Annotated in this window: 22 protein-coding genes; 6 read left to right on the top strand and 16 right to left on the bottom strand. The window is 72.9% G+C overall.

Going from position 1 to position 22,857, the window contains the following annotated elements; genetic code table 11:
* Window positions 1-3 precede the first annotated feature (3 nt).
* The 6 genes from ACN9MM_RS29240 to ACN9MM_RS29215 form a co-directional block, all read right to left on the bottom strand.
* On the bottom strand, window positions 4-690 hold the full coding sequence (locus tag ACN9MM_RS29240) for a response regulator (protein ID WP_189804617.1): 687 nt from the start codon (window positions 688-690) through the stop codon (window positions 4-6).
* Window positions 691-813: 123 nt separating this feature from the next.
* Window positions 814-3,360 (bottom strand): ATP-binding protein, encoded by a 2,547-nt coding sequence (locus ACN9MM_RS29235; RefSeq protein ID WP_426366704.1) that lies wholly within the window; start codon window positions 3,358-3,360, stop codon window positions 814-816.
* A gap of 237 nt (window positions 3,361-3,597) precedes the next feature.
* Window positions 3,598-4,266, bottom strand: coding sequence for an ABC transporter ATP-binding protein (locus ACN9MM_RS29230; protein WP_426368856.1), 669 nt, complete (start codon window positions 4,264-4,266; stop codon window positions 3,598-3,600).
* Between the two features lie 270 nt (window positions 4,267-4,536).
* Window positions 4,537-5,298: a DUF3710 domain-containing protein gene (locus ACN9MM_RS29225; protein WP_382868189.1), complete on the bottom strand. Its 762-nt coding sequence runs from the start codon at window positions 5,296-5,298 to the stop codon at window positions 4,537-4,539.
* Between the two features lies 1 nt (window position 5,299).
* A complete protein-coding gene (gene dut / locus ACN9MM_RS29220; protein ID WP_190159057.1) occupies window positions 5,300-5,812 on the bottom strand; it encodes a dUTP diphosphatase in 513 nt (170 codons plus the stop codon).
* Complete coding sequence (locus ACN9MM_RS29215) at window positions 5,812-6,396, bottom strand: PaaI family thioesterase (RefSeq protein ID WP_426366701.1); 585 nt, start codon at window positions 6,394-6,396, stop codon at window positions 5,812-5,814. Before ACN9MM_RS29215 ends, dut begins: the two co-directional genes overlap by 1 nt.
* 58 nt (window positions 6,397-6,454) lie before the next feature.
* Here ACN9MM_RS29215 and ACN9MM_RS29210 point away from each other — a divergent pair, with 58 nt between their 5' ends.
* Window positions 6,455-6,946 (top strand): DUF3093 domain-containing protein, encoded by a 492-nt coding sequence (locus tag ACN9MM_RS29210; RefSeq protein WP_426366699.1) that lies wholly within the window; start codon window positions 6,455-6,457, stop codon window positions 6,944-6,946.
* Window positions 6,947-7,016: 70 nt separating this feature from the next.
* Here ACN9MM_RS29210 and ACN9MM_RS29205 read toward each other — a convergent pair whose 3' ends face one another.
* From ACN9MM_RS29205 to ACN9MM_RS29190, 4 genes are all read right to left on the bottom strand, one after another.
* Window positions 7,017-8,123: a hypothetical protein gene (locus ACN9MM_RS29205; RefSeq protein WP_426366698.1), complete on the bottom strand. Its 1,107-nt coding sequence runs from the start codon at window positions 8,121-8,123 to the stop codon at window positions 7,017-7,019.
* Between the two features lie 12 nt (window positions 8,124-8,135).
* Entirely contained in the window at window positions 8,136-8,432 is a 297-nt protein-coding gene (locus ACN9MM_RS29200; RefSeq protein ID WP_003955561.1) for a DUF4193 domain-containing protein, read from the bottom strand.
* Between the two features lie 395 nt (window positions 8,433-8,827).
* The gene (locus tag ACN9MM_RS29195) at window positions 8,828-10,066 is read right to left on the bottom strand and encodes a sensor histidine kinase (RefSeq protein ID WP_426366695.1); all 1,239 of its coding nucleotides are present in this window, start codon (window positions 10,064-10,066) and stop codon (window positions 8,828-8,830) included.
* 4 nt (window positions 10,067-10,070) lie between these two features.
* A complete protein-coding gene (locus ACN9MM_RS29190) occupies window positions 10,071-10,724 on the bottom strand; it encodes a response regulator transcription factor (protein WP_017237674.1) in 654 nt (217 codons plus the stop codon).
* Window positions 10,725-11,098: 374 nt separating this feature from the next.
* Here ACN9MM_RS29190 and ACN9MM_RS29185 point away from each other — a divergent pair, with 374 nt between their 5' ends.
* Window positions 11,099-11,272 carry a hypothetical protein gene (locus tag ACN9MM_RS29185; RefSeq protein WP_167352214.1) on the top strand — a complete coding sequence of 58 codons (174 nt, stop codon included), beginning with the start codon at window positions 11,099-11,101 and terminating at the stop codon, window positions 11,270-11,272.
* Window positions 11,273-11,453: 181 nt separating this feature from the next.
* On the opposite strand, the gene ACN9MM_RS29180 is transcribed toward ACN9MM_RS29185, so the two are convergent.
* On the bottom strand, window positions 11,454-12,254 hold the full coding sequence (locus ACN9MM_RS29180; protein ID WP_426366692.1) for an inositol monophosphatase family protein: 801 nt from the start codon (window positions 12,252-12,254) through the stop codon (window positions 11,454-11,456).
* Window positions 12,255-12,263: 9 nt separating this feature from the next.
* Window positions 12,264-13,391 (bottom strand): ferrochelatase, encoded by a 1,128-nt coding sequence (locus ACN9MM_RS29175; RefSeq protein WP_426366690.1) that lies wholly within the window; start codon window positions 13,389-13,391, stop codon window positions 12,264-12,266.
* Window positions 13,392-13,559: 168 nt separating this feature from the next.
* Here ACN9MM_RS29175 and ACN9MM_RS29170 point away from each other — a divergent pair, with 168 nt between their 5' ends.
* Together ACN9MM_RS29170 and ACN9MM_RS29165 are read left to right on the top strand one after the other, a co-directional pair.
* Window positions 13,560-14,831 carry an MFS transporter gene (locus ACN9MM_RS29170; protein ID WP_426366688.1) on the top strand — a complete coding sequence of 424 codons (1,272 nt, stop codon included), beginning with the start codon at window positions 13,560-13,562 and terminating at the stop codon, window positions 14,829-14,831.
* Window positions 14,761-16,110 (top strand): D-arabinono-1,4-lactone oxidase, encoded by a 1,350-nt coding sequence (locus tag ACN9MM_RS29165; protein ID WP_426366686.1) that lies wholly within the window; start codon window positions 14,761-14,763, stop codon window positions 16,108-16,110. Before ACN9MM_RS29170 ends, ACN9MM_RS29165 begins: the two co-directional genes overlap by 71 nt.
* 30 nt (window positions 16,111-16,140) lie before the next feature.
* Here the strand turns inward: ACN9MM_RS29165 and ACN9MM_RS29160 are convergent, their stop codons facing one another.
* Window positions 16,141-17,058, bottom strand: a complete 918-nt coding sequence (locus ACN9MM_RS29160) for a hypothetical protein (protein WP_426366684.1) — start codon at window positions 17,056-17,058, stop codon at window positions 16,141-16,143.
* Window positions 17,059-17,523: 465 nt separating this feature from the next.
* Here ACN9MM_RS29160 and sepH point away from each other — a divergent pair, with 465 nt between their 5' ends.
* Complete coding sequence (gene sepH, locus ACN9MM_RS29155; RefSeq protein ID WP_426366682.1) at window positions 17,524-18,564, top strand: septation protein SepH; 1,041 nt, start codon at window positions 17,524-17,526, stop codon at window positions 18,562-18,564.
* Window positions 18,565-18,645: 81 nt separating this feature from the next.
* Here the strand turns inward: sepH and ACN9MM_RS29150 are convergent, their stop codons facing one another.
* The gene (locus tag ACN9MM_RS29150; protein WP_382868200.1) at window positions 18,646-19,473 is read right to left on the bottom strand and encodes a sulfurtransferase; all 828 of its coding nucleotides are present in this window, start codon (window positions 19,471-19,473) and stop codon (window positions 18,646-18,648) included.
* Window positions 19,474-19,633: 160 nt separating this feature from the next.
* Between ACN9MM_RS29150 and ACN9MM_RS29145 the strand changes: the two genes are divergently transcribed.
* Window positions 19,634-20,407 (top strand): VOC family protein, encoded by a 774-nt coding sequence (locus ACN9MM_RS29145; RefSeq protein WP_426366680.1) that lies wholly within the window; start codon window positions 19,634-19,636, stop codon window positions 20,405-20,407.
* A 22-nt stretch (window positions 20,408-20,429) separates the two neighbouring features.
* Here ACN9MM_RS29145 and ACN9MM_RS29140 read toward each other — a convergent pair whose 3' ends face one another.
* Window positions 20,430-21,872 (bottom strand): polysialyltransferase family glycosyltransferase, encoded by a 1,443-nt coding sequence (locus ACN9MM_RS29140; protein WP_426366678.1) that lies wholly within the window; start codon window positions 21,870-21,872, stop codon window positions 20,430-20,432.
* Window positions 21,873-21,875: 3 nt separating this feature from the next.
* Window positions 21,876-22,841, bottom strand: coding sequence for a glycosyltransferase family 2 protein (locus ACN9MM_RS29135; protein ID WP_426366676.1), 966 nt, complete (start codon window positions 22,839-22,841; stop codon window positions 21,876-21,878).
* Between the last annotated feature and the right edge of the window lie 16 nt (window positions 22,842-22,857).

The raw sequence follows: 22,857 nt of genomic DNA, 5'->3' as shown, positions 1-22,857 counted from the left end.
GTCTCAGTGTTCGAAGCGGTAGCCCATGCCCGGTTCGGTGACGAAGTGGCGCGGGTGGGAGGGGTCGGTCTCCAGCTTGCGGCGGAGCTGCGCCATGTAGACCCGCAGGTAGTTGGTCTCCGTGCCGTACGAGGGCCCCCAGACCTCCTGGAGGAGCTGCTTCTGGCTGACGAGCCGGCCGCTGTTGCGGACGAGGACCTCCAGGAGGTGCCACTCGGTGGGGGTGAGCCGGACGTCCCGCCCGTCGCGGTGCACCTTCTTCGCGGCCAGGTCGACGGTGAAGTCCTCGGTCTCGACCACGACGACGCCGTCCTCGGCCCCGCCGACCGGCTCGGCACGGCGCACGGCCGCGCGCAGCCGGGCGAGCAGCTCGTCCATGCCGAAGGGCTTGGTGACGTAGTCGTCGGCGCCCGCGTCGAGCGCCTCGACCTTCTCGTCGGAGGTCTGCCGGGCGGAGAGGACCAGGATCGGCACCCTCGTCCAGCCGCGCAGGCCCTTGATGACCTCGACGCCGTCCATGTCGGGCAGTCCGAGGTCGAGGACGACGACGTCGGGGTGGCGTTCGGCGGCGAGCCGGAGGGCGGTGGCGCCGTCGGGTGCGGCGTCGACCTCGTACTTCCGCGCCTTCAGGTTGATCACCAGGGCGCGGACGATCTGCGGCTCGTCGTCGACCACGAGGACCCGGGTCATGGAGGGGGCCTACCTTCTTCGTCGTGTCAGGGGGTACGGATACGAGTACGGGTGCGGGTGCGGCCGCACACATCGTGCGTACGGGCATGGCCGCACGTGCACAAGGGGGCGCGGGCCCGTCGGTCAGGTCACCGCGTGGGCCGGCAGGTCGGGGGCCGGGGCCTGGGGCCCGCCCGGAGCGGCCCGCAGGGTGAGCACCATGGTGAGCCCGCCCCCGGGGGTGTCCTCGGCGCCCAGGGTGCCGCCCATGGCCTCGACGAAGCCGCGGGCGACCGCGAGGCCGAGGCCGACGCCGGAGCCGCGCGGGGCGTCGCCGAAGCGCTGGAAGGGCTCGAAGATGCCGTCCTTGGCCTCGTCGGGGACGCCGGGGCCGCGGTCCACGACCCGCAGCTCGACCCGGTCCCCCAGGGCGCTGGCCGCGACGGCGACGGGCTCGCCCTCGGGGCTGTACTTCACGGCGTTCTCCACGATGTTGGCGACGGCCCGCTCCAGGAGGCCCTTGTCGACCTCGACCATCGGCAGCGACTCGGGGATGTCGAGCTCGGCGCTGCCGTCCGGCACTCCCCCGAGGGCCATGGGGACGACCTCGTCGAGGTCGACGGTGCGGATCAGCGGGGTGACCGTGCCGGTCTGGAGGCGGGACATGTCGAGGAGGTTGCCCACGAGGTGGTCGAGGCGGTCGGCGCCGGCCTCGATGCCCTCCAGGAGCTCGGCCCGGTCCTCCTCGGACCATTCGACGTCGTCGGAGCGGAGGGAGGAGACGGAGGCCTTGATGCTGGCGAGCGGGGTCCGCAGGTCGTGGCTGACGGCGGCGAGCAGGGACGTGCGGATCTTGTTGCCCTCGGCGAGCTTCCGGGCCTCCTCCGCCTCGCCGACGAGCCGCTGCCGGTCGAGGACGACCGCGGCCTGGGCGGCGAAGGCGCCGAGCACCCGCCGGTCCTCGGCGGGCAGCACCCGGCCCGTCAGGGCGAGGGCCAGGTGGTCGCCGACGGGCATGTCCACGTCCGCGTCCTCGGGGCGGGCCACCGGATGGGGGCCGACGCTCGCCGCCCGTGTCCACGGTTCGACCCCGTCCGCGCGCTCCAGGAGGGCCACCGACTCCATGGAGAAGGTCTCGCGGACCCGTTCCAGGAGGGCGTCCAGGCTCGTCTCGCCGCGCAGCACGCTGCCGGCGAGGTAGGAGAGCACCTCGGACTCGGCGCGCAGCCGGGCGGCCTGGTGGGTCCGCCGGGCGGCCAGGTCCACCACGGAGGCGACCGACATCGCGACGCCGAAGAAGACGGCGATGGCGACGATGTTCAGGGGGTCGGCGACGGTCAGCCGGTGCAGCGGCGGGGTGAAGAACCAGTTGAGGAGGAGGGAGCCGACGGCGGCGGAGGCGAGTGCGGGCAGGAAGCCGCCGAGGAGCGCCGCGCCGACCGTCAGGGCGAGGAAGAGCAGCATGTCGTTGGCGAGACCGAGGTCGGCGTCGACGTGCGTGAGGAGCAGGGCGAGGGCCAGCGGACCCACCACGCCGACGAGCCAGCCGCCGAGGATCCGGGAGCGGCCGAGGCGGGCCCCGCGGGCGACGGGCAGTCCCCGGCCCTTGGCGACCTCGCCGTGGGTGACGATGTGGACGTCCAGGTCGGGACCGGAGTCGCGGGCCACGGTCTGGCCGACGCCGGGGCCGAACACGTACTGCCAGGTGCGCCGGCGGCTGGAGCCGAGGACGATCTGGGTGGCGTTGACCCCGCGGGCGAATTCCAGGAGCGCGGAGGGGATGTCGTCGCCGATGACGTGGTGGAACGTTCCGCCGAGGTCCTCGACGAGGGTGCGCTGGACGGCGAGCTCCTTCGGGGAGGCCGCGGTGAGTCCGTCGCTGCGGGCGATGTAGACGGCGAGGACCTCGCCGCCGGCTCCCTTCTCGGCGAGCCGGGTGGCGCGCCGTATGAGGGTGCGGCCCTCGGGGCCGCCGGTCAGGCCGACGACGATGCGCTCGCGGGCCTGCCAGGTGGAGCGGATGTTGTGCTCGCCCCGGTACTGCCGGAGGTACTCGTCGACCCGGTCGGCGGTCCAGAGCAGGGCCAGCTCGCGCAGGGCGGTGAGGTTGCCGGGGCGGAAGTAGTTGGAGAGGGCCGCGTCGACCTTGTCCGAGGTGTAGACGTTGCCGTGGGCCATCCGGCGCCGCAGGGCCTCCGGGGACATGTCGACCAGCTCGATCTGGTCGGCCCTGCGCACCACCTCGTCGGGGACGGTCTCCCGCTGGCGTACGCCGGTGATCGCCTCGACGACGTCGCCGAGGGACTCCAGGTGCTGGATGTTGACGGTCGACACGACGTCGACGCCGGCCGCGAGGAGCTCGGCGACGTCCTGCCACCGCTTGGGGTTCCGGGAGCCCGGCACGTTCGTGTGGGCGAGCTCGTCGACGAGGGCGACCGCGGGGCGACGGGCGAGGACCGCGTCGATGTCCATCTCGGTGAAGGTCGTCCCCCGGTACTCCAGGGTGCGGCGCGGGACCTGCTCCAGGCCGTGCAGCATGACCTCCGTACGCGGCCGGCCGTGGTGCTCCACGAAGGCCACCACGCAGTCCGTGCCGCGCTCCACCCGGCGGTGGCCCTCGGAGAGCATCGCGTAGGTCTTGCCGACGCCCGGCGCAGCGCCGAGGTAGATCCGAAGCTTGCCGCGTCCCATGGCTCGACCATACGTCCAGCCAATCGGACAATCCGTACGCGGGGAGAGGGCCCGGTGCGGTATTGACGTGATCCTGATGGCCGACCCCGTGTCGGGGACAGAGCGCCGATGGTCCGGGCGGAGGACTGAGCGGGCGTACGGAGGGCTGGGCGCCTCACCGCTGGGAGCGCCTCACCGCTGGGAGCGCCTCACCGCTGGGAGCGCCTCACCGGTGCGCCGCCCCGGCCCTCCGGGGCCTCAGTGCTCGATGATCTCGCCGTCGCTCAGCTCCAGGACCCGGTCCGCCAGGCCCAGGAGCTGGGGGTCGTGGGTGGCGACCAGGGCGGTGCAGCCCTCGCTGCGCACCACGGCGCGCAGCAGCTGCATGACGGCGAGCCCGGTCTCCGCGTCCAGCTGCCCGGTCGGCTCGTCGGCTATCAGCAGCGCCGGCTTGTTCGCGAGGGCGCGGGCGATGGCGACGCGCTGCTGCTGGCCGCCGGAGAGCTCGCCCGGCCGCTGGTTCGCGTGGTCGGCGAGGCCCACGAGCCCGAGCATCAGGGCGACCCGCTCCTCGCGCTCCTCGGGGTCCGCCTTGCGCAGCCGCAGGGGCACGCCGACGTTCTCGGCGGCGGAGAGGATCGGGAGCAGCCCGAAGGACTGGAAGATGAAGCCGATGCGGTCGCGGCGCAGCTCCAGGAGGCCGTTCTCACCGAGCGTGGAGAGGTCGGTGCCGTCGATGACGATCCGTCCGCCGTCGGCGGCGTCGAGGCCGCCCACGAGGTTGAGCAGGGTCGTCTTGCCGGAGCCGGAGCGGCCCTTGAGCGCGACGAGCTCGCCGCGCGGGATGTCGAAGGAGACTCCGCGCAGGGCGTGGACGGCGGCCTCGCCCGTGCCGTACGAGCGGCGCAGGCTCTCGACGCGGACCATCGGCGGTCCGGCCGGGTCCTCGACGACGGCAGTAGCGGACCTGGTGCTGCTCTCACTCACCCTGTGCTCCCCCTCCTCGAACATGTGCGCCGCCAGTATGGTCCGCCGCCGGGCCCGAGGACCAGAGCCGGGGCCGGGACCTGTGGAAAACGGCCGGTGGGCCGCTTCCCGTACGCGAGGTACGGGAAGCGTCCCACCGGCCGTGTCTCGATCACGCCGGGCCGGCCGAGCGGCCCGACGGGGTCGGTCGGGCCCCGGGGCCCGACGGGTTCAGCGGATCTCGGAGATCTCCGGACCGCGCTGGAGCTGGCCCATGCCACCGGAGAAGCGGGAGTTCTCCTGCTCCTCCTGCTGCACGCCGTCCGGCACCATCTGCGCGTCGTTCGGCAGCTTGAGGACGATCGGGTCGCGGGGGGCCATCGGGCCGTCGCCGCGGACGACCACGGTGTCCCGGACGATCTGCTCCAGGAGGCCGGCGGCCTCGGGCTGGACCGCGCCCTGCCCGGAGATCACTCCGCGCAGGAACCAGCGGGGTCCGTCGACACCCACGAAGCGGACCAGCTGGACGCCGCGGTTGCCGTCCGGCAGCTGCACCGGTACCTGCGCCCGCAGCTCCCAGCCGAGCGGGCCCTCGACCTCGTCGATGACACCGCCCTGCTGGACGATGCCGGTGGCGATCTCGTCGCGGACCTCGCCCCAGATGCCCTCGTTCTTGGGCGCGGCGAAGGCCTGCAGCTGCACGGCGCTGTCGCGCAGGACGACGGTGGCCGCGACGATCGCGTCGCCCGCCACCTCCACCCGCAGTTCCATGCCCTCGACTCCGGGCACGAAGATCCCGCCGAGGTCGACGCGGCCCTCGTCGGGCTTGGCGACCTCGGAGATGTCCCAGGGCCCGTCGGGCCGGGGCGCGGGCGGAAGGTTCACTCGGCGCGGCGCCTCGGCGCCGTCCTCGTCCTCCACCGCGTCGACGACCTGCTCGGCCTCGCTCGCCGCGTCCTCGGCGGCACCGCTCTTCTTGCGACGTCCGAACACGTCACTGTCCTTCCCGGTCGGATACGACCGAAGCGTATCGATTCCCACCCGTTGTGCCGTCCACGGCGGCATGACCGCCGGTGGACCCGAAGCCCCCCTCGGCCCGCGCCGAACCGGGAAGTTCCGCCACCTCGTGGAAGCGCACCTTCTCGACCTGCTGGACGACAAGTTGGGCAATCCGATCGAATCGTTCGAACCGCACGTCCTCGCGCGGGTCGAGATTGACCACGATCACCTTGATCTCTCCACGGTACCCGGCATCCACCGTCCCCGGGGCATTCACGAGCGCCACTCCGCAGCGGGCCGCGAGACCGGAGCGGGGGTGCACGAAGGCCGCGTACCCGTCCGGCAGGGCGATGGAGACCCCGGTGGGCAGGACGGCGCGCTCACCGGGCGCCAGGACGACGGCCTCGGTGGTCACGAGGTCGGCACCGGCGTCGCCGGGGTGCCCGTAGGCCGGGATCGGCACGTCCGGGTCCACTCGCCGGATCAGTACGTCGACAGGGTTGCGCATCAGGGGTTCACCTCGAAGGCGCGGGCGCGCCGGACCTGGTCGGGGTCGGACATGGCGGCCTGGATCTCCTCCGGGCGGCCGTTGTCGATGAAGTGGTCGACCTTGACCTCGATGAAGAGGGCGTCGGCGCGGACCGCGACGGGGCCCTCGGGCCCCCCGATCCGGCCGACGGCGGTCGAGTAGATCTTGCGGCCGTGCACGGCGGTGACGGCGGCCTCCAGGTGGAGCACGGTGCCGACCGGGACGGGCCGGACGAAGTCGGTCTCCAGGCGCCCGGTCACGGCGATGACCCGCAGCAGCCAGTTCAGGGAGCCGAGGGTCTCGTCGAGCGCGGTGGCGAGCACGCCGCCGTGCGCGAGGCCGGGGGCGCCCTGGTGGTCGGAGGTCACCGTGAACTCGGCGGTGACGGTCACGCCCTCGCCCGCGCGTGCTTCCAGATGGAGGCCGTGGGGCTGTCCGCCGCCGCACCCGAAGCAGTGCTCGTAGTGCGCACCGAGCAGCTCGCCGGGGGCCGGCGCGTCGGGGTGGCGTACCGGCGGTATGGCGTCGGCCGGCGGGGTGAGGGCGGCAGATGTTGCAGTCACAGCCGCAGACCTTACCCGCGCGGATGGGCGCAGGTCGCGCCGTGCCAAGCTTGGACGCATGCAGCCTTCCGCACCGTCCCCGGCCCCCTCCCCCGCACCCTCCGGCGCCCCGCGCTTCGACGAGCGGCTGACGGCGCCCCGCTCGTGGTGGGCGATCGCGGGCCTGCTCGGCCTCTCCGGCGGCCTGATCATGTTCCCGCTGGGCACGATCCCGATGCTGGGCGGCCTGCTCGTGGCGGCGGTGCTCGCCGGTGTGGCGGTCTCCTCGTACGGCTCCGCGCGGATCCGGGTGGTGGCCGGTTCGCTGGTGGCGGGCGAGGCGCGGATCCCGGTCACGGCGCTCGGGGCGGCCGAGGTGCTCGACGCGGAGGAGGCGCGCGCCTGGCGCACGCACAAGGCGGACCCGCGCGCCTTCATGCTGATGCGCAGCTACGTGCCGGGGGCGGTGCGGGTCGTGGTGACCGACCCGGCGGACCCGACGCCGTACGTGTACCTGTCCAGCCGCGAGCCGGAGGCGCTGGCCGCGGCCCTGGAGGCGGAGCGCGCCTGACCGGCGCGACGGCCCGGCCCCGGCGGACCCCGCCGGGGCTCCCGGACCGGCCGCCCGGGGGCGAGCGGATCTAGAAGCCCAGTTCCTTCGGGTTCTCGGGCTGCTCCAGCGGGGGCAGCTCCGTGAGGGCGTCCCAGGGGACCTGCCGGGCGCGGAGGTCCTTGCGGATGTGCCCGGCGAGTTTCTTGGTGTCGCGGCGGTTCATGACGGCGCCGACGGCGGCGCCCACCATGAAGGGCATGAGGTTCGGCAGGTTGCGCACCATGCGTTTCATGATCTGCTGGCGCAGTTCGCGCTTCAGCTGCCCGCCGAGGGCCGCGTTGACGGTGGTGGGCCTGGTGGGGTCGATGCCCCGCTCCTCGGCCCAGGAGGTCAGATAGGCCGCCGAGCGCTGCGCGAGCCGGCCGGGGGGCCGCAGTCCGTAGACCTCGTGCAGTTCGGCGATGAGTTTGAGCTCCACGGCGGCGACGCCGGTGATCTCGGCCGCCAGCTCGGCCGGCAGGGCCGGGGGTACGGGGAGCATGGCGGCCGCGCCGACGCCCGCGCCCACGGTCGAGCTCGCGTTCGCCGCGCCGGCGACGAGTTTGTCGGCGAGCTGCTCGGGGCCGAGGCCGGGGAACTGTCTGCGCAGGGTCGCCAGGTCACGGACGGGAATCCGCGGGGCGAGGTCGATCAGCCGGTCGGCCAGATGGCCGAGGCCGGCCTTGGCGCTGTCTCCGCCACGCTTCACGCCCTGCCGGACGCCCCGCGTGACGCCGCGCCGGACGGCTTCGATCCGGTCGGAGTCGATCTTGATCCGGTCGAGCCTGGTCCGCGCGGGATCGGCGAGCCGCCTGACGGCGCCGAGGCGTCCGCCCTGTGGCGCTCCGGACGGCGCATCGCCCTGTTCCCGCAGAACCGGTACGTCGCCCTCTCCGTCCCGAGCCGGTGCGCCGCCCTGCCCGTGCGGGGCCGGCAGGTGCGCCGGATCCGCCTCGGCGATCTCGATGACCGCTTCGAGCGAGGCCGGGAGGCCTCGCCCGTCGTCGTCACGTGCGCCGAGGGAGGGCGGGGAGGCGGTGTGCTCGGCTTCAGGTGCCTCCTGGGCGCCCTCTGCCGGGCCTGTGCCGCCCTTGTACGTCTCCGAGCTCCTGGGGAGCCGCAGACGCCGCTTCCGGGACGGTGTGTCGCCTGCCACGGCCGAGCGACCTCAGTCGCAGTCGCGGCAGATCGGCTGGCCGTTCTTCTCCCTGGCCAGCTGGCTGCGGTGGTGCACGAGGAAGCAGCTCATGCAGGTGAACTCGTCGGCCTGCTTGGGCAGGACCCGGACGGCCAGCTCCTCGTTCGAGAGGTCGGCGCCGGGAAGCTCCAGGCCTTCGGCGGCCTCGAACTCGTCGACGTCGACGGTCGAGGTCGACTTGTCGTTCCGGCGGGCCTTCAGTTCTTCAAGGCTGTCCGAGTCGACGTCGTCGTCGGTCTTGCGTGGGGTGTCGTAATCCGTTGCCATGTCGCTCTCCCCCTCTGGGTGGTTGCGGTGTCTCCAGCGCACGTAACGCGTGAGAGGTCGGACTTGTGCCCGACCTGAGGCGGAGATTTTGCCTCACATCAAGGTCTGTTACTCAATCGACACCCGTCGCGCACTCTCGCGAGTGATCGGCTTCGGGTGGCGAACCGGACCGTACACGGTCCTCCGGGCGGCCCTCACGGGCGCCACCCCGTGTACTTCCCGTCATTCCAGGCCCCGGAAACCCGGACTTTTCCTGGTTTTCCGAGGGATTTCTCGGTCACGGAGAGTGGAGGGCCGGACACCCTCTCCTGTGATCGATCACACATGAGCGTCTCAGGATCGGGGCTCCGGAATTCCGCGCAAAGCGAACGGAACCGGTCGGCTCGTGCAGTGTGTCAGATCGGCAGAGTGACGCGCATCACGAGACCGCCGCCCTCGCGCGGCTCCGCGATGATACGGCCGCCGTGGGCACGCGCCACGGACCGCGCGATCGACAGGCCGAGACCGACCCCCTTGTCGCTGCCGGTCCGCTCCTGCCGGAGCCTTCTGAACGGCTCGAAGAGGTTGTCGATCTCGTACGCGGGGACCACGGGACCCGTGTTCGAGACGACCAGCACCGCCTGACCGTCCTTGGCCTCGGTGGTGACCTCCACCCAGCCGCCCTCCGGGACGTTGTACCGCACGGCGTTCTGGAGCAGGTTCAGCGCGATCCGTTCGAGGAGCACGCCGTTGCCCTGGACCACCGCCGGGCCGCGCTCGCCCCGGATCTCCACGCCCTTGGCCTCGGCCTCGGCGTGTACCTGGTCGACGCCCCGCTCGGCGACCTCGGCCAGGTCGACGGGTTTGCGCTCGATGATCTGGTTGTCGCTCCGGGCGAGCAGCAGCAGGCCCTCGACGAGCTGCTCGCTGCGCTCGTTGGTGGCGAGCAGGGTCTTGCCCAGTTGTTGGAGCTCGACCGGCGCCCCGGGATCGGAGAGGTGGACCTCCAGGAGGGTGCGGTTGATCGCGAGTGGGGTCCGTAGCTCGTGCGAGGCGTTCGCGACGAACCGCTGCTGGGCCGTGAAGGCCCGCTCCAGGCGCTCCAGCATCTCGTCGAAGGTGTCGGCGAGCTCCTTGAGCTCGTCGTCCGGCCCGTCCAGCTCGATCCGCCGGGACAGGTCCGAGCCGGCCACCTGGCGGGCGGTCCGGGTGATCCGGCCGAGCGGGGACAGCACCCGTCCCGCCATGGCGTAGCCGAAGGCGAAGGCGATGATGCTCAGCCCCAGCAGGGCGAAGAGGGACCTGCGCAGGAGGTCGTGCAGGGCGATGTCGCTCTGGTGCCGCAGGCAGAGCGTGACGGCGTCGTTGAGCTGGTCGCCGGTGGGCGACTCGGGCAGCCGGCACCCGGAGGTGGTGGGCTGGACCGTGCCGTTGACGACCTTGAAGGGCAGCTGGGAGGTGCTGTCGCTGAGTGCCTGGGCGGTGAACAGGTAGATGATCGACAGCAGCAGGATGCCGGCGATCAGGAACATCCCGCCGTACAGCAGCGTGAGCCGTATCCGGATGGTCGGACGCAGCAGCGGCCGGACGGGGTCCCGGGGGTCCCAGGTGGGTTTCGGAGGCGCCTGGGGGTGGGGCGCGGGAGTCGTGGCCATCAGGTCAGATCCGGTACCCGGAGCCGGGGACCGTGACGATGACCGGCGGCTCGCCGAGCTTGCGGCGCAGGGTCATGACGGTGACGCGCACGACGTTGGTGAACGGGTCGGTGTTCTCGTCCCAGGCCTTCTCCAGGAGCTGCTCGGCCGAGACGACGGCGCCCTCGCTGCGCATGAGGACCTCGAGGACGGCGAACTCCTTCGGCGCGAGCTGGACCTCCTTGCCCTCGCGGAAGACCTCGCGGCGGTTCGGGTCGAGCTTGATGCCGGCGCGCTCCAGGACGGGCGGGAGCGGGACGGTGGTGCGGCGGCCGAGGGCCCGCACGCGCGCGGTGAGCTCGGTGAAGGCGAACGGTTTCGGAAGGTAGTCGTCCGCCCCGAGCTCCAGGCCCTCCACGCGGTCGCTGACGTCACCGGAGGCGGTGAGCATCAGGACGCGGGTGGGCATGCCGAGCTCGACGATCTTGCGGCAGACGTCGTCCCCGTGGACGAGCGGGAGGTCGCGGTCCAGGACGACGACGTCGTAGTCGTTGACCCCGACGCGCTCCAGGGCCGCGGCGCCGTCGTACACGACGTCGACGGCCATGGCCTCCCGGCGCAGTCCGGTGGCCACCGCATCGGCGAGCAGCTGCTCGTCCTCGACGACGAGTACGCGCACGTCGTAGATCCTTCCGTTGAGCCGCTGTCCGGGGTGGGGACCGGCTGAAATCTGAGCACTGACTGTGCGTGTCCATCCTGCCCCGTACGCGCGTAAACCGGCTGTAAGACGGCCGTGCGGGGCCGGGGGCGGGAGGGTGGAGAGCGGGGGGCGCGCGACGGGGCGTGCGGGCCGGGACGAAGAATTCACCGGATTCTCGGGCCAGTTGAGGTTTCTCTGAGGAACGGGCTGGGGAGGACGACTGCACACCCCGTGATCACGCCCTGTATGTGGCGCGCCACCTACCGCTCTCTGTCCCCCAGAGTTCGCAGTGTGTGATCCACCCACCCTCGGCACACCCCCGTGCCACCGGACCCACGAGGAGGGGGCGCTCGATGGACGCTTTCACCGCAGGACTGCTGCACCGCATCAGGACCACGCAGACGGACCTCACGCGGGCCCGTGAGACGGGCGACGACTACCTGGCGGAGATGGAGCAGGCGGAGCTGGACGACCTGCACCGTCTCGCCGCCGAGCACGGCGTGGAGGTGGCCGCGCCGGGCGTCTGACCCGTCCCACCTGTCCGATCCGGACACCGCCCGAACCGGACACCGTCCGCTTCTGACGCCGTCCGACCCGTACACGGTCCGACCTGCACCGTCCGGTCCGCAGGCCGTCCGATCCGTACGTACGCGGGGGCCCCGGCGCCGTCCTGGCGCCGGGGCCCCTGTGCGTCCGTCTCCCGGCCCGCTAGTCGTGCCAGGCCCCCAGCTCCTCCAGGAGCTCCTGGAGGGGCCCGAAGAGGCCCGGAGAGGCCGCGAGCGTCAGCTCTCCGGACTCCCGCTCGCCGGGGCGGCCGCCCGTGAGACCGCCGGCTTCGCGGGCGATGAGCGCGCCCGCCGCGAGGTCCCAGGGGTTGAGCCCGCGCTCGTAGTACGCGTCGAGGCGGCCCGCGGCGACGTCGCAGAGGTCGATGGCGGCCGAGCCCCCGCGGCGGATGTCGCGGACGCGCGGGATGACCCGCTGGGCCACGTCCGCCTGATGGGCGCGGCGGGCCTGGACGTACCCGAAGCCGGTGCCGAGGAGGGCCTGGTCGAGCGGGGGCGAGGGGCGGACGGCGAGCCGCCGCTCCCCCGCGTACGCGCCGCCGCCGAGGACGGCCCGGTAGGTCTCGCCGCGCATCGGGGCCTCGACCACGCCGACGACCGTCTCGCCGTCGCGTTCGGCGGCGATGGAGACCGCCCAGGTCGGCAGGCCGTACAGGTAGTTCACGGTGCCGTCGAGCGGGTCGATCACCCAGCGGATCCCGCTGGTGCCGGGGCTCGACGCGCCCTCCTCGCCGAGGAGGCCGTCCTGCGGGCGGTGCTCGGAGAGGAGGCCGGTGATCAGCTTCTCGGCGGCGATGTCCATCTCGGTGACCACGTCGATGGGGCTCGACTTGGTCTTCGCCACGGCGAGGTCGTCCGGCCGGCCGTCGCGCAGCAGCGCTCCGGCACGCCGGGCGGCCTCCAGGGCGAGGTCGAGCAGTTCGGTGAGCAGGGGGTCGGTCACGCGGGCTCCTTACGCGTACGGGCTGTCGGCGCCGGCCGCGGCGGGCCGCTCGGCCCTGGCCGGGCAGCAGCCGATCGGGCAGAGGTCGTGCGAGGCACCGAGGGCGCCGAGGGCGCACCGCTCACTCCTGGTCCCCCGTTCGTTCGCGGCGCGCTCCAGGACGAGCTCGCGGACGGCGGCGGCGAAGCGCGGGTCGGCCCCGACGGTCGCCGAGCGCCGGACGGGCAGGCCCAGCTCGGCGGCCTTGGCGGTGGCCTCCGTGTCGAGGTCGTACAGGACCTCCATGTGGTCGGAGACGAAGCCGATCGGGACCATGACGGCGGCGGGCACGCCGGCGCCGTGGAGCTCCTCCAGGTGGTCGCAGATGTCGGGCTCCAGCCACGGGATGTGGGGGGCGCCGCTGCGGGACTGGTAGACGAGCTTCCAGGGGCGGTCGATCCCGGTCTCCGCGCGGACCGCGTCGGCGATGACCCGTGCCACGTCGAGGTGCTGGCGCACGTAGGCCCCGCCGTCGCCGTGCTCGGTGACCGGTCCCGAGCTGTCGGCGGCGGATTCGGGGATGGAGTGGGTGGTGAAGGCGAGGTGGGCGCCTTCCCGTACGGCGGGGTCGAGCTCCGCGAGGGAGGCGAGGACGCCCTCGATCATCGGCTCGACGAAGCCGGGGTGGTTGAAGTAGTGCCGGAGCTTGTCGACCCGGGGCAGCGGGAGCCCCTCCGCCTCCAGGGTGGCGAGCGCGTCGGCGAGGTTCTCGCGGTACTGGCGGCAGCCGGAGTAGGAGGCGTACGCACTGGTGGTGAGGACGGCGATGTGGCGCCGCCCGTCGGTGACCATCTCGCGGAGGGTGTCGGTGAGGTACGGCGCCCAGTTCCGGTTTCCCCAGTAGACCGGCAGGCCGAGGCCGGCCCGCTCGAAGTCCGTCCGCAGCGCGTCGAGGAGCGCGCGGTTCTGGTCGTTGATCGGGGAGACGCCGCCGAAGAGGAAGTAGTGCTGCCCCACTTCCTTGAGCCGTTCCTTCGGGATGCCGCGGCCGCGCGTCACGTTCTCCAGGAACGGGACCACGTCGTCCGGGCCCTCGGGGCCGCCGAACGAGAGCAGCAGCAGGGCGTCGTACGGGGCGGGATCGTGCTGATCGGACATGGCACCGATCCTCCCACCCGCCTCCCGCGGCGGAGGGCGCGGCCCTTCCGTGACCGGCTGTCCGTACAAGCGTGCGTCAAACCGTTCGTCCGAAAAATGGGGATGACCGATCGACTTCAACACCGTAGGCTTTAGCTATTAATTACACGTGTTGACCAAGGACCTCTCTTGCCCAGTCCCTACCGCGCGATCTTCGCGGCGCCCGGAACCGCCTCGTTCTCCGTCGCGGGATTCCTCGGTCGTATGCCGCTGTCCATGATGGGCATCGGCATCGTGACCATGATTTCGCAGGTCACCGGCCGGTACGGCCTGGCCGGCGCGCTCTCCGCGACGCTCGCGATGTCCGCCGCGGTCCTCGGCCCCCTGGTCTCGCGCCTGGTCGACCGGCACGGACAGCGCAGGGTGCTCCGCCCGGTGACGCTGGTCTCGCTCGTCGCGGCCGCCGGACTCCTCCTGTGCGTGCAGCAGAAGGCCCCGGACTGGACCCTCTTCGTCTTCACGGCCGTGATCGGCTGCGTGCCGAGCGTCGGCGCGATGACCCGCGCCCGCTGGGCGGAGATCTACCGGGGCGAGGAGCGGCGCCTGCACACGGCGTACTCCTGGGAGTCGATCGTCGACGAGGTGTGCTTCATCTTCGGCCCGATCCTCTCCATCGGTCTGTCCACGGCCTGGTTCCCCGAGGCCGGTCCCCTGTTCGCCGGCGCGTTCCTGGCCGTCGGCGTCTTCTGGCTGACCTCGCAGCGCGCCACGGAGCCGGTTCCCCACCCCGAGCAGGGCGCCCGGGGCTCCTCCGCGCTCCGCTCCCCCGGCCTCCAGGTGCTCGCCCTCGCCTTCGTCGCGACCGGCGCCATCTTCGGCTCGGTCGACGTGGTGACCGTGGCCTTCGCCGAGGAGCAGGGCCACAAGGCCGCCGCAAGTCTGGTCCTGGCCGTCTACGCGCTGGGCTCCGGCCTGGCCGGTGCCGTCTTCGGACTCCTGCACCTCAAGGGCGAGCCGTCCCGCAGATGGCTCCTGGGCGTCTGCGCGATGGCCGTGAGTATGATCCCCCTCCTACTGGCCGGGAACCTGCCGTTGCTGGCCGTGGCGCTCTTTGTCGCGGGCCTGTCCATCGCACCGACGATGGTGACCACCATGGCCCTCGTCGAAGCGCACGTACCGCGCACCAAGCTGACCGAGGGCATGACCTGGACGGGTACCGGGCTCGCGATCGGCGTGGCGCTCGGCTCCTCGGCCGCCGGCTGGGTCGTCGACGCGTCGGGGGCGGAGGCGGGGTACGTGGTGCCCGTCGTCTCGGGCGCGCTCGCGGTCGCGGTGGGTCTCCTCGGACACCGCCGGCTGCGCAGGCCGGCGCCGAACCGGGAGGGGCAGCGTGGGCACGACGACAGCAGCGGGGACAGCGGGGTCGGGGAGCGCCAGGACGGCGAGCAGCCCGTGGCGTAACTGGGCGGGGAACGTCACCTCCCGCCCCGTGCGGGAGGTGAGCCCCGCCTCGGCCGAGGAGCTCGCCGAGGCGGTGCGCCGGGCGGCCGCGGACGGCCTGCGGGTCAAGACCGTCGGCACCGGCCACTCGTTCACCTCGATCGCGGCCACCGACGGCGTGCTCATCCGGCCGGGCCTGCTGACCGGGATACGGCGGATCGACCGCGAGGCGATGACCGTCACGGTCGAGTCGGGCACCCCGCTGAAGCGGCTCAACGTGGCGCTGGCCCGGGAGGGCCTGTCGCTCACGAACATGGGCGACATCATGGAGCAGACCGTCGCCGGCGCCACCTCCACCGGCACGCACGGCACGGGCCGCGATTCGGCGTCCATCGCCGCGCAGATCCGTGAGCTGGAGCTGGTGACGGCCTCGGGTGAGCTGCTGACCTGCTCGGAGAAGGAGAATCCGGAGGTCTTCGCGGCCGCCCGGATCGGCCTGGGCGCGCTCGGTGTGGTCACGGCGATCACCTTCGCGGTGGAGCCGGTCTTCCTGCTCACCGCGCGCGAGGAGCCGATGACCTTCGACCGGGTCACCTCGGAGTTCGACGCGCTGCACGCGGAGAACGAGCACTTCGAGTTCTACTGGTTCCCCCACACGGACAACTGCAACACCAAGCGCAACAACCGCAGCGCGGGCCCCGCAGCGCCGCCCGGACGGATCAGCGGCTGGATCGAGGACGAGTTCCTCTCCAACGGGGTCTTCCAGCTCGCCTGCTCGCTGGGCCGCGCGGTGCCCCCGGTCATCCCGTCGATCGCCAAGGTCTCCAGCCGGGCCCTGTCGGCCCGTACGTACACCGACATCCCCTACAAGGTCTTCACCTCGCCGCGCCGGGTCCGCTTCCTGGAGATGGAGTACGCGCTTCCGCGTGAGGCGGCGGTCGCCGCGCTGCGCGAGCTCAAGGCGATGGTCGAGCGCTCGCCGCTCAAGGTGAGCTTCCCGGTGGAGGTGCGCACGGCGCCGGCGGACGACATCGCGCTGTCCACGGCCTCGGGGCGGGAGACCGCGTACGTCGCCGTCCACCTGTACAAGGGAACGCCCCACCACGGGTACTTCACCGCGGTGGAGCGCATCATGACGGCGCACGGGGGCCGCCCCCACTGGGGCAAGGTCCACACCCGCGACGCCGCCTACCTGTCCGAGGCCTACCCGCGCTTCGCCGAGTTCACGGCGCTGCGTGACCGGCTCGACCCGGACCGGCTGTTCACGAACGACTACCTGCGGCGGGTCCTGGGCGACTGACGGTCACCCGGACGGGGCCGCGACTGACGGTCACTCGGCTTCCGTTCCGGTCCCGGCTCCGGCGTCGGCTCCGGCCGGTGTCGGGGCCGAGGGGGTCTCGGGCTGCCCCGTGCCGGTGGCCGTCGGCTCCTGGGTCGGCTCGGCCGGTTCCGTCGTCGGGTCGGTCGGCGTCGGGGCGGGCGTCGTGCCGCCGTCGCCGGATCCGGAGGGGGTGGGCTCCGTCGACGGCGTCCCGGTGGCCGGCTCCTGAGTCGGCGTGGAGCCCGTCGCGGGGGTGCCCGCGCCACTCTCCTGCCGCCCGGTGCCGTCCGCCGAGCCCGACGGCGCGGGCGTGGGCTCCCGGTCCTGCTCGGGCGCGTCCTGGCCCGTGCTCCCGCCGCCGCGGACGACGGAGCCGAAGGTGGTGGTGCCCTGCTTGCCGCTGAAGTCCTGCCCGGAGACGAGTTCGTAGGCGGTGATGCCGCCCATGGTGACGCCGAAGACGAGTGCGGCGGCGATCGCCGGGCGCTTCCATCCCCGCACGCGCGTGCCGTGGGTGGTCGCCTCGCCGAACTCCTCGTCGACCGGCTCGACGGGCGGCAGCGGGGTCCGCACGGCGCCGAGCATGAGGGTGCGGTCGTCCTGCGGACCGGCCGGGGCCGGGACCTGACGCGCCTTCGGCTTGGCCGCCGCGGTCGCGTCGCGGACCTGCTCGCCGGTGCGCCTGAAGAGGTGCTGGAAGAGCGGTCCGCCGCAGGTCGCGATGACGCTGATCACACCGGCGCCGAGGATCGTGCCGTACACACCGAGGGTCGAGGCGAGCTTGGCGGCGATGACCGCGGCCAGGGCGCTGCCGGAGACCTGAGCCACGCTCAGGTCGATCCTTCTCCCGCCGCTCTTCTTCCCCTCCTCCGGCTCGTCCCTGTCGGTTTCCGGCCCGTGACGCATCTCCGACCCCTGATGGTTCATCCGTTCGTCTTGCACCCAGAAGGGACAAACGGGCGAAGCGATTAGTTCCGTTTCTGCTGTTTCTGTGAAGAGTGACACGTACGGGGGAAGATCACGGAGACTCAACTCCCGTACCGCCCGAGAAGTTGAGCGGCGCGCCGGTCCACCCAGGTGGCCCGAATGGAGTACATTGACGAACCCTGGGTCCGGACGCCCTCACGGGTGCCCCGGATCGCGGGGAGGGGGCCGGACACGGCGCCCGAACCGGCGGCGCCTCGGCATCGCACGGAAACCGGCTGCGGAGAGTGACGGCCAGTCACTCCAGGTAGTGAACAGGTAACCGTGCCATAACGGCGTTCCAGGGTCCATGCCCGACACGCCGGGCAACTCGGCAAGGTAGTGGCAGGCTGCACCCGGGCAGGCCACACTCGACTAGCGGAAGCAGCGACGCACGTGACGTCGGCAGGCACCACCCGGGAGGTCCCCATGCCCGAACTGCGTGTCGTGGCCGTCTCCAACGACGGCACACGACTGGTGCTGAAGGCTGCTGACAGCACGGAGTACACGCTTCCGATCGACGAGCGGCTCCGTGCCGCCGTGCGCAACGACCGCGCGCGCCTCGGCCAGATCGAGATCGAGGTGGAGAGCCACCTCCGCCCCCGCGACATCCAGGCCCGCATAAGGGCCGGTGCCTCCGCGGAGGAGGTCGCCCAGCTCGCCGGCATCCCCGTCGACCGCGTACGCCGCTTCGAGGGCCCCGTGCTCGCGGAGCGCGCCTTCATGGCCGAGCGGGCCCGCAAGACGCCGGTCCGCAGGCCCGGGGAGAACAGCGGGCCGCAGCTCGGCGAGGCGGTGCAGGAGCGGCTGCTGCTGCGCGGCGCCGAGAAGGACACCGTGCAGTGGGACTCCTGGCGGCGGGACGACGGCACCTGGGAGGTGCTGCTCGTCTACCGGGTCGCGGGCGAGGTCCACACGGCCAGCTGGACGTACGACCCGCCGCGGCGGCTCGTCCAGGCCGTGGACGACGAGGCGCGTGCCCTGATCGGCGAGACGGACGACACGATCGCCGCCGCGCCGGAACCCAGCTTCCCGTTCGTGCCGCGCATCGCCCGGCTGCCCCGGGACAGGCCGCTCGACCGCGCCCTGGACCGCCAGATCGACCGGTCCGACCGCCAGCTGGAGCGGGCGCCCGCGCCCGTCGAGCCGGAGGAGGAGCGGGACTCGCTCACGAGCCTCCTGGAGGCCGTGCCGAGCTTCCGCGGCGACATGGTGGTGCCGGAGCCCCCGGACACCGAGCCCTCGGAGGAGTCGGAGGCGGAGGAGCCGCCGGCCCCGGCCGCCTCGGCGGGCGCGGGTTCGGCGTACGCCGACGTCCTGATGCCGCGCGCGGTCTCGGGCCACCGGGACCGGCTGCACGGCGCCACCGACCGCCAGGCGGAGGCGGACGGCGTCCGTCCGGGCCGCCGCGCGGCGGTGCCGAGCTGGGACGAGATCGTCTTCGGCACCCGGAGGAAGAAGCAGGACTGACCGCCGCCGTGCGGGAAGGGCCCGCGCCGTTCGACTGGCGCGGGCCCTTCCCGTACGGCGCCCGGGCGGGGCGTCCCCTTGCTAGCGCGGGTTCGGGCCCGTGGCGACCGGGCGGGTCGGGTCGGAGGACCACTCCGACCAGGAACCGGCGTAGAGGCCCGCCGGGATGCCCGCGATCTCCAGGGCGAGCACCTCGTGGGCGCCCGAGACGCCCGAGCCGCAGTAGACGGCGACCGGGGTCCCCTCGGCCGCACCGAGCCCGGTGAAGCGGTCCCGCAGGACGTCGGCGGCCAGGAAGAGGCCCTCCGCGTCGACGTTCTCCGTCGTCGGGGCCGAGACCGCGCCCGGGATGTGCCCGCCGACCCGGTCGATCGGCTCCACGTCCCCCCGGTAACGCTCGGCCGCCCGCGCGTCCAGGAGCAGCCCCGTACCGGCGAACGCCGCCGCCGCGTCGGCGTCGAGCAGCCCGAGGGCGCCCGGCTCCGGCCGGAAGTCGCCGGGCTCCGGGGCGGGGACCTTCTCCGTGAGCTCGCCCGTCCAGGCCGCGAGGCCCCCGTCCAGGACCCGCACGTCAGGGTGGCCCGCCCAGCGGAGCAGCCACCAGGCGCGGGCCGCGCCCCAGCCGAGACCCCCGTCGTAGACGACGACCGGCCGGTCCGCCGAGACTCCCGCCCGGCGCATCGCGGCCCCGAAGGCCTCCGGGTCGGGCAGCGGGTGGCGGCCGCCGCTCCCGGGCGGCCCCGCGAGTTCCGCGTCGAGGTCGACGTAGACCGCGCCGGGAAGGTGGCCGGCCTCGTACGCGGGCCGTCCGGGCGGGCCGCCGAGCGTCCAGCGGACGTCCAGGAGGACCGGCGGCCGCGGCCCGGCCGACTCGCTCAGCAGTTCGCTTGCGGAGATGATGGGGTTCATGGGGGCCATCCTCGCGCAGCCGCACGGCCCGCGGGGACGGACCCGGCGACCTCCGTCCGGATTCCGCCACGACCGGTGCGGCCGGTGCGCGTGGCGGCGCCGTCGGTGGCACCATCGGACGGGGGCACGGCCACGACGATGGTCCGAGGAGAGAGTGACGATGACCGAGGCGACTCCGCGATCGCCCGGCACACCCTGCTGGGTGAGCCTGATGGTGCACGGACTTGACGCCACGCAGGAGTTCTACAACGCGCTCTTCGACTGGGAGTTCGTCCCCGGTCCCCAGCAGCTCGGCCCGTACGTGCGCGCGCTGCTCGGGGGCAAGGAGGTGGCGGGCATCGGCCAGCTGCCGCCCGACCGGCACCTGCGCATCGCCTGGACCCCCTACCTGGCCACCGAGGACGCCGACGAGACCGCGGAGCGCATCCGCTGCTGCGGCGGCACGGTCGCCGTCGGCCCGCTGGACGCGGGCGAGGCGGGCCGACTGGCGATCTGCTCCGACCCGGCCGGCGCGGTCTTCGGCGTCTGGCAGGCGGAGGCGCACCACGGCACGGTGATCGCGGGGCCGCCGGGGACCCCGGTGTGGAACGAGCTCCTCACGTACGAGACGTCCTCGACCGGGAAGTTCTACCGGTCGGTCTTCGGCTACGAAGTGGAGCCGGTCGTCTCCGCCGACCACGACTACGCGACGCTCCAGGTGGCGGGGGCCCCGGTGGCCTCCCTGCACGGCGTCGGCGACGCGCTCCCCCGGGACCGGGGCCCGCACTGGATGACGTACTTCGAAGTCGCCGACACGGACGCTGCGACGCGGCTCGTCCTGGAGCTCGGCGGTCAGGTGCTGCGCCCGCCGCGCGAGGGCACGGCGGGACGGCTCGCCCTGGTGGCGGACCCGGAGGGCGCGGTCTTCACCCTGGTCACCTCCGCCGCGCGCTGATCACGCCGCTACGGGCGCCTGCTCAGCCCCGTCGGCTCCGTGCCAGGCCGCGGCGCAGCCGGGACGTGCCCGTCCGGGCGGGGGCGGGTCCTCCTCCCGGCAGGCCCAGCTCGGTCAGGCGCTCGACGGTGAAGTGGTGCGCGGTGCCGGGCTCGGCGTGGTGCTCCGCGAGGAAGGCGGTTGCCTCCGCGCGGAGCCCCGGGTGGACCTTGTGCCGCATGCAGTAGCCGACGGCGCGGACCAGCGGCGTGAGCGAGGCCGGTGCCACGCCGGGGAGGGCGGGTTCCTCGCCGCCCTCCAGGTCCGCGACGAGGTGGTCGACGACGGTGAGCGGGATCCGGTTGCTGTTCTCGAAGGGGGTGAGCCGGCCGAGGACCTCGTCCGTGCCCACGCGCGCGATGGGGACGCCGTAGTAGACGGCGGCGGTGATCATCGCCGTGGAGAAGCAGCCGACGACCAGCTCCGGCCGGCAGCGCTCGTAGAAGGTCTCGGCGAGCAGGGGCCCGTCGAGGACCGTGAGGCGTACGCCGCTCCGCTCGGCCTCCTCGTCCAGGGCCTGGGAGTAGCGGGCGGGCGCGGTCGGGTGCGGCTTGAAGACGATCGAGCGGTGTCCGGCGGCGGCGGCCCCGCGCAGCATCCGTACGTGCAGTTCCTCTTCCTCCTCGGTGGTGAGGAGGGACAGGGCGGCGAGGTACTGGCCGAGCAGCAGGGCCGTCGGCTCGGCCGCGGCCGCGCGCGTGATCTCCGGGTCGTCGGCCGCCTCCTCGGCGATCTCGGCGAGGACGGCGCGGAAGGCCGCGTCGGGGACGAGCTCGGACTCGACCCCGTACTCGGTCAGGAGGAGGGGGCGGAGGCCCGGCACGAGGTCGAGGTGGAGGACCCGGCGGATGCGGCAGGCGATCGACTGCGCGAGGTCGGAGCGGGTCGGGCCGTAGCTCATGAGGCCGTCGGCGTAGACGTGCACGGTGCTCTCGGGGAAGGTGCCGGCGAGTGCCTTGGCCGGGTTGACCTGGATGGATTCGACGATCAGCTCGACCGGTCCGGTGCCGAGGTCCCAGGCGGTGCGCAGGACGCGCTGCCAGAGCGGTGCCTCTTCGGGGCGGGGGGCCCAGGCGGCGGGGTGGTACGGGTGGATCGTCTCGTTCCAGTCGAGGGTGCCGTCGAAGCGGGCGGCGATCCGCTCGTACCCGGTCATGGTCTCCAGGCGCAGCGCGGTCTCCGGGATCTCGGCGTTGTGCGAGATCAGCAGGAGCCTGCGGGCGGAGTCGCGGGGGCCGAACTGTCCGGCGTCGAGCGCGGCGGCGAGGGTGGCCGCGCCGTACAGGGTGGACACCTGGAAGATCTGGACCGGCAGACCGGCGGCCGGCTCGGAGGCGGGTGCCGTCTCGGGGGCTGGTGCCGGCTCGGAGGCGGGTGCCGTCTCGGCGGTCTCGGGGGCGGGTGCCGTCTCGGGGGCGGGTGCCATGGGTCAGGCGGTCCTTCCGGTGTCGCGCAGGCTCCGGAGGAGGGTGCTGCGGGGGGTGTCCATGGTGGCGAGGGTCTCGGCGAGGACCTCCTGCGGCATGCGGTGCAGGGCGTCGCGGACGTCGGCGCGCAGCCGCGCGGCGACGGCCGGCTCGTACTTGTCCACCTTCCCCATGTGGAAGGCGATCATCGCGCAGTAGGTGCGGACGGCCTTCGGGAGGAAGCGGTCCGCCTCCGGGTCCCGCGAGACGTCGTCGAGCAGCAGGTCGTACGAGGGGATGAAGTCCAGCTGCCGGTTGTCGGTGATCTGGGTGAGCGAGGTGGTGACGCCCCGCCGGTAGAAGACCCCGTGCAGGGAGAGCGCGGCGAACGTGCGCGCCCTGAGGTGGAGCCGCCAGATCCAGAGACGGTCCTCGGCGGTCCGGAGAGAGGTCTCGAAGCGGGATTCCCCGTTCTCGAAAAGGCGCCCGCTGTAAATTCCGAAGGGGACGAAGGGATAGTCGACCATCGTCACCATGCTGGCGGGAGAAATGCCGTCCCTGGGGTCCATCACGGCGTCGCGCCGCTTGGCCGGGGCATATCGGATCTGCCGCTTCCGGCCTTCCGACAGGACGTGGTCGGTCCGGGCGAAATCGCAGTCCAGGCGGGAGATTCCGGCCACGGCGGCGCTCAGGTGGCCGGGCGCGTACCAGTCGTCGCCGTCGAGGAACGTGAGGTAGTCGCCGCGCGCCGCGTCGATTCCGGTGTTGCGGGCCTGGGCGACGCCCTGGTTCGTCTCGTGCCGGATGACGGTGGCGTTCGGCAGCCGGTCGCGCCAGCGGTCGAGGATCTCCGGGGTGTCGTCCGTCGAGCAGTCGTCGATCAGCAGGAACTCGAATTCCGGATCCGCGTTGTTCGCGAGACTGCGCAAGGTGTCGGGCGCGTATGCCCCGACATTGTGGAACGGTACGACGACGGACAGTTTCGGCACTCGGGATCCCCACACT

The organism is Streptomyces sp. E-08 (assembly GCF_049913095.1).
GTDB lineage: Bacteria > Actinomycetota > Actinomycetes > Streptomycetales > Streptomycetaceae > Streptomyces.
The sequence above is the reverse complement of the archived record's forward strand: the minus strand, read 5'-3'. Positions and strand labels throughout refer to the sequence as shown.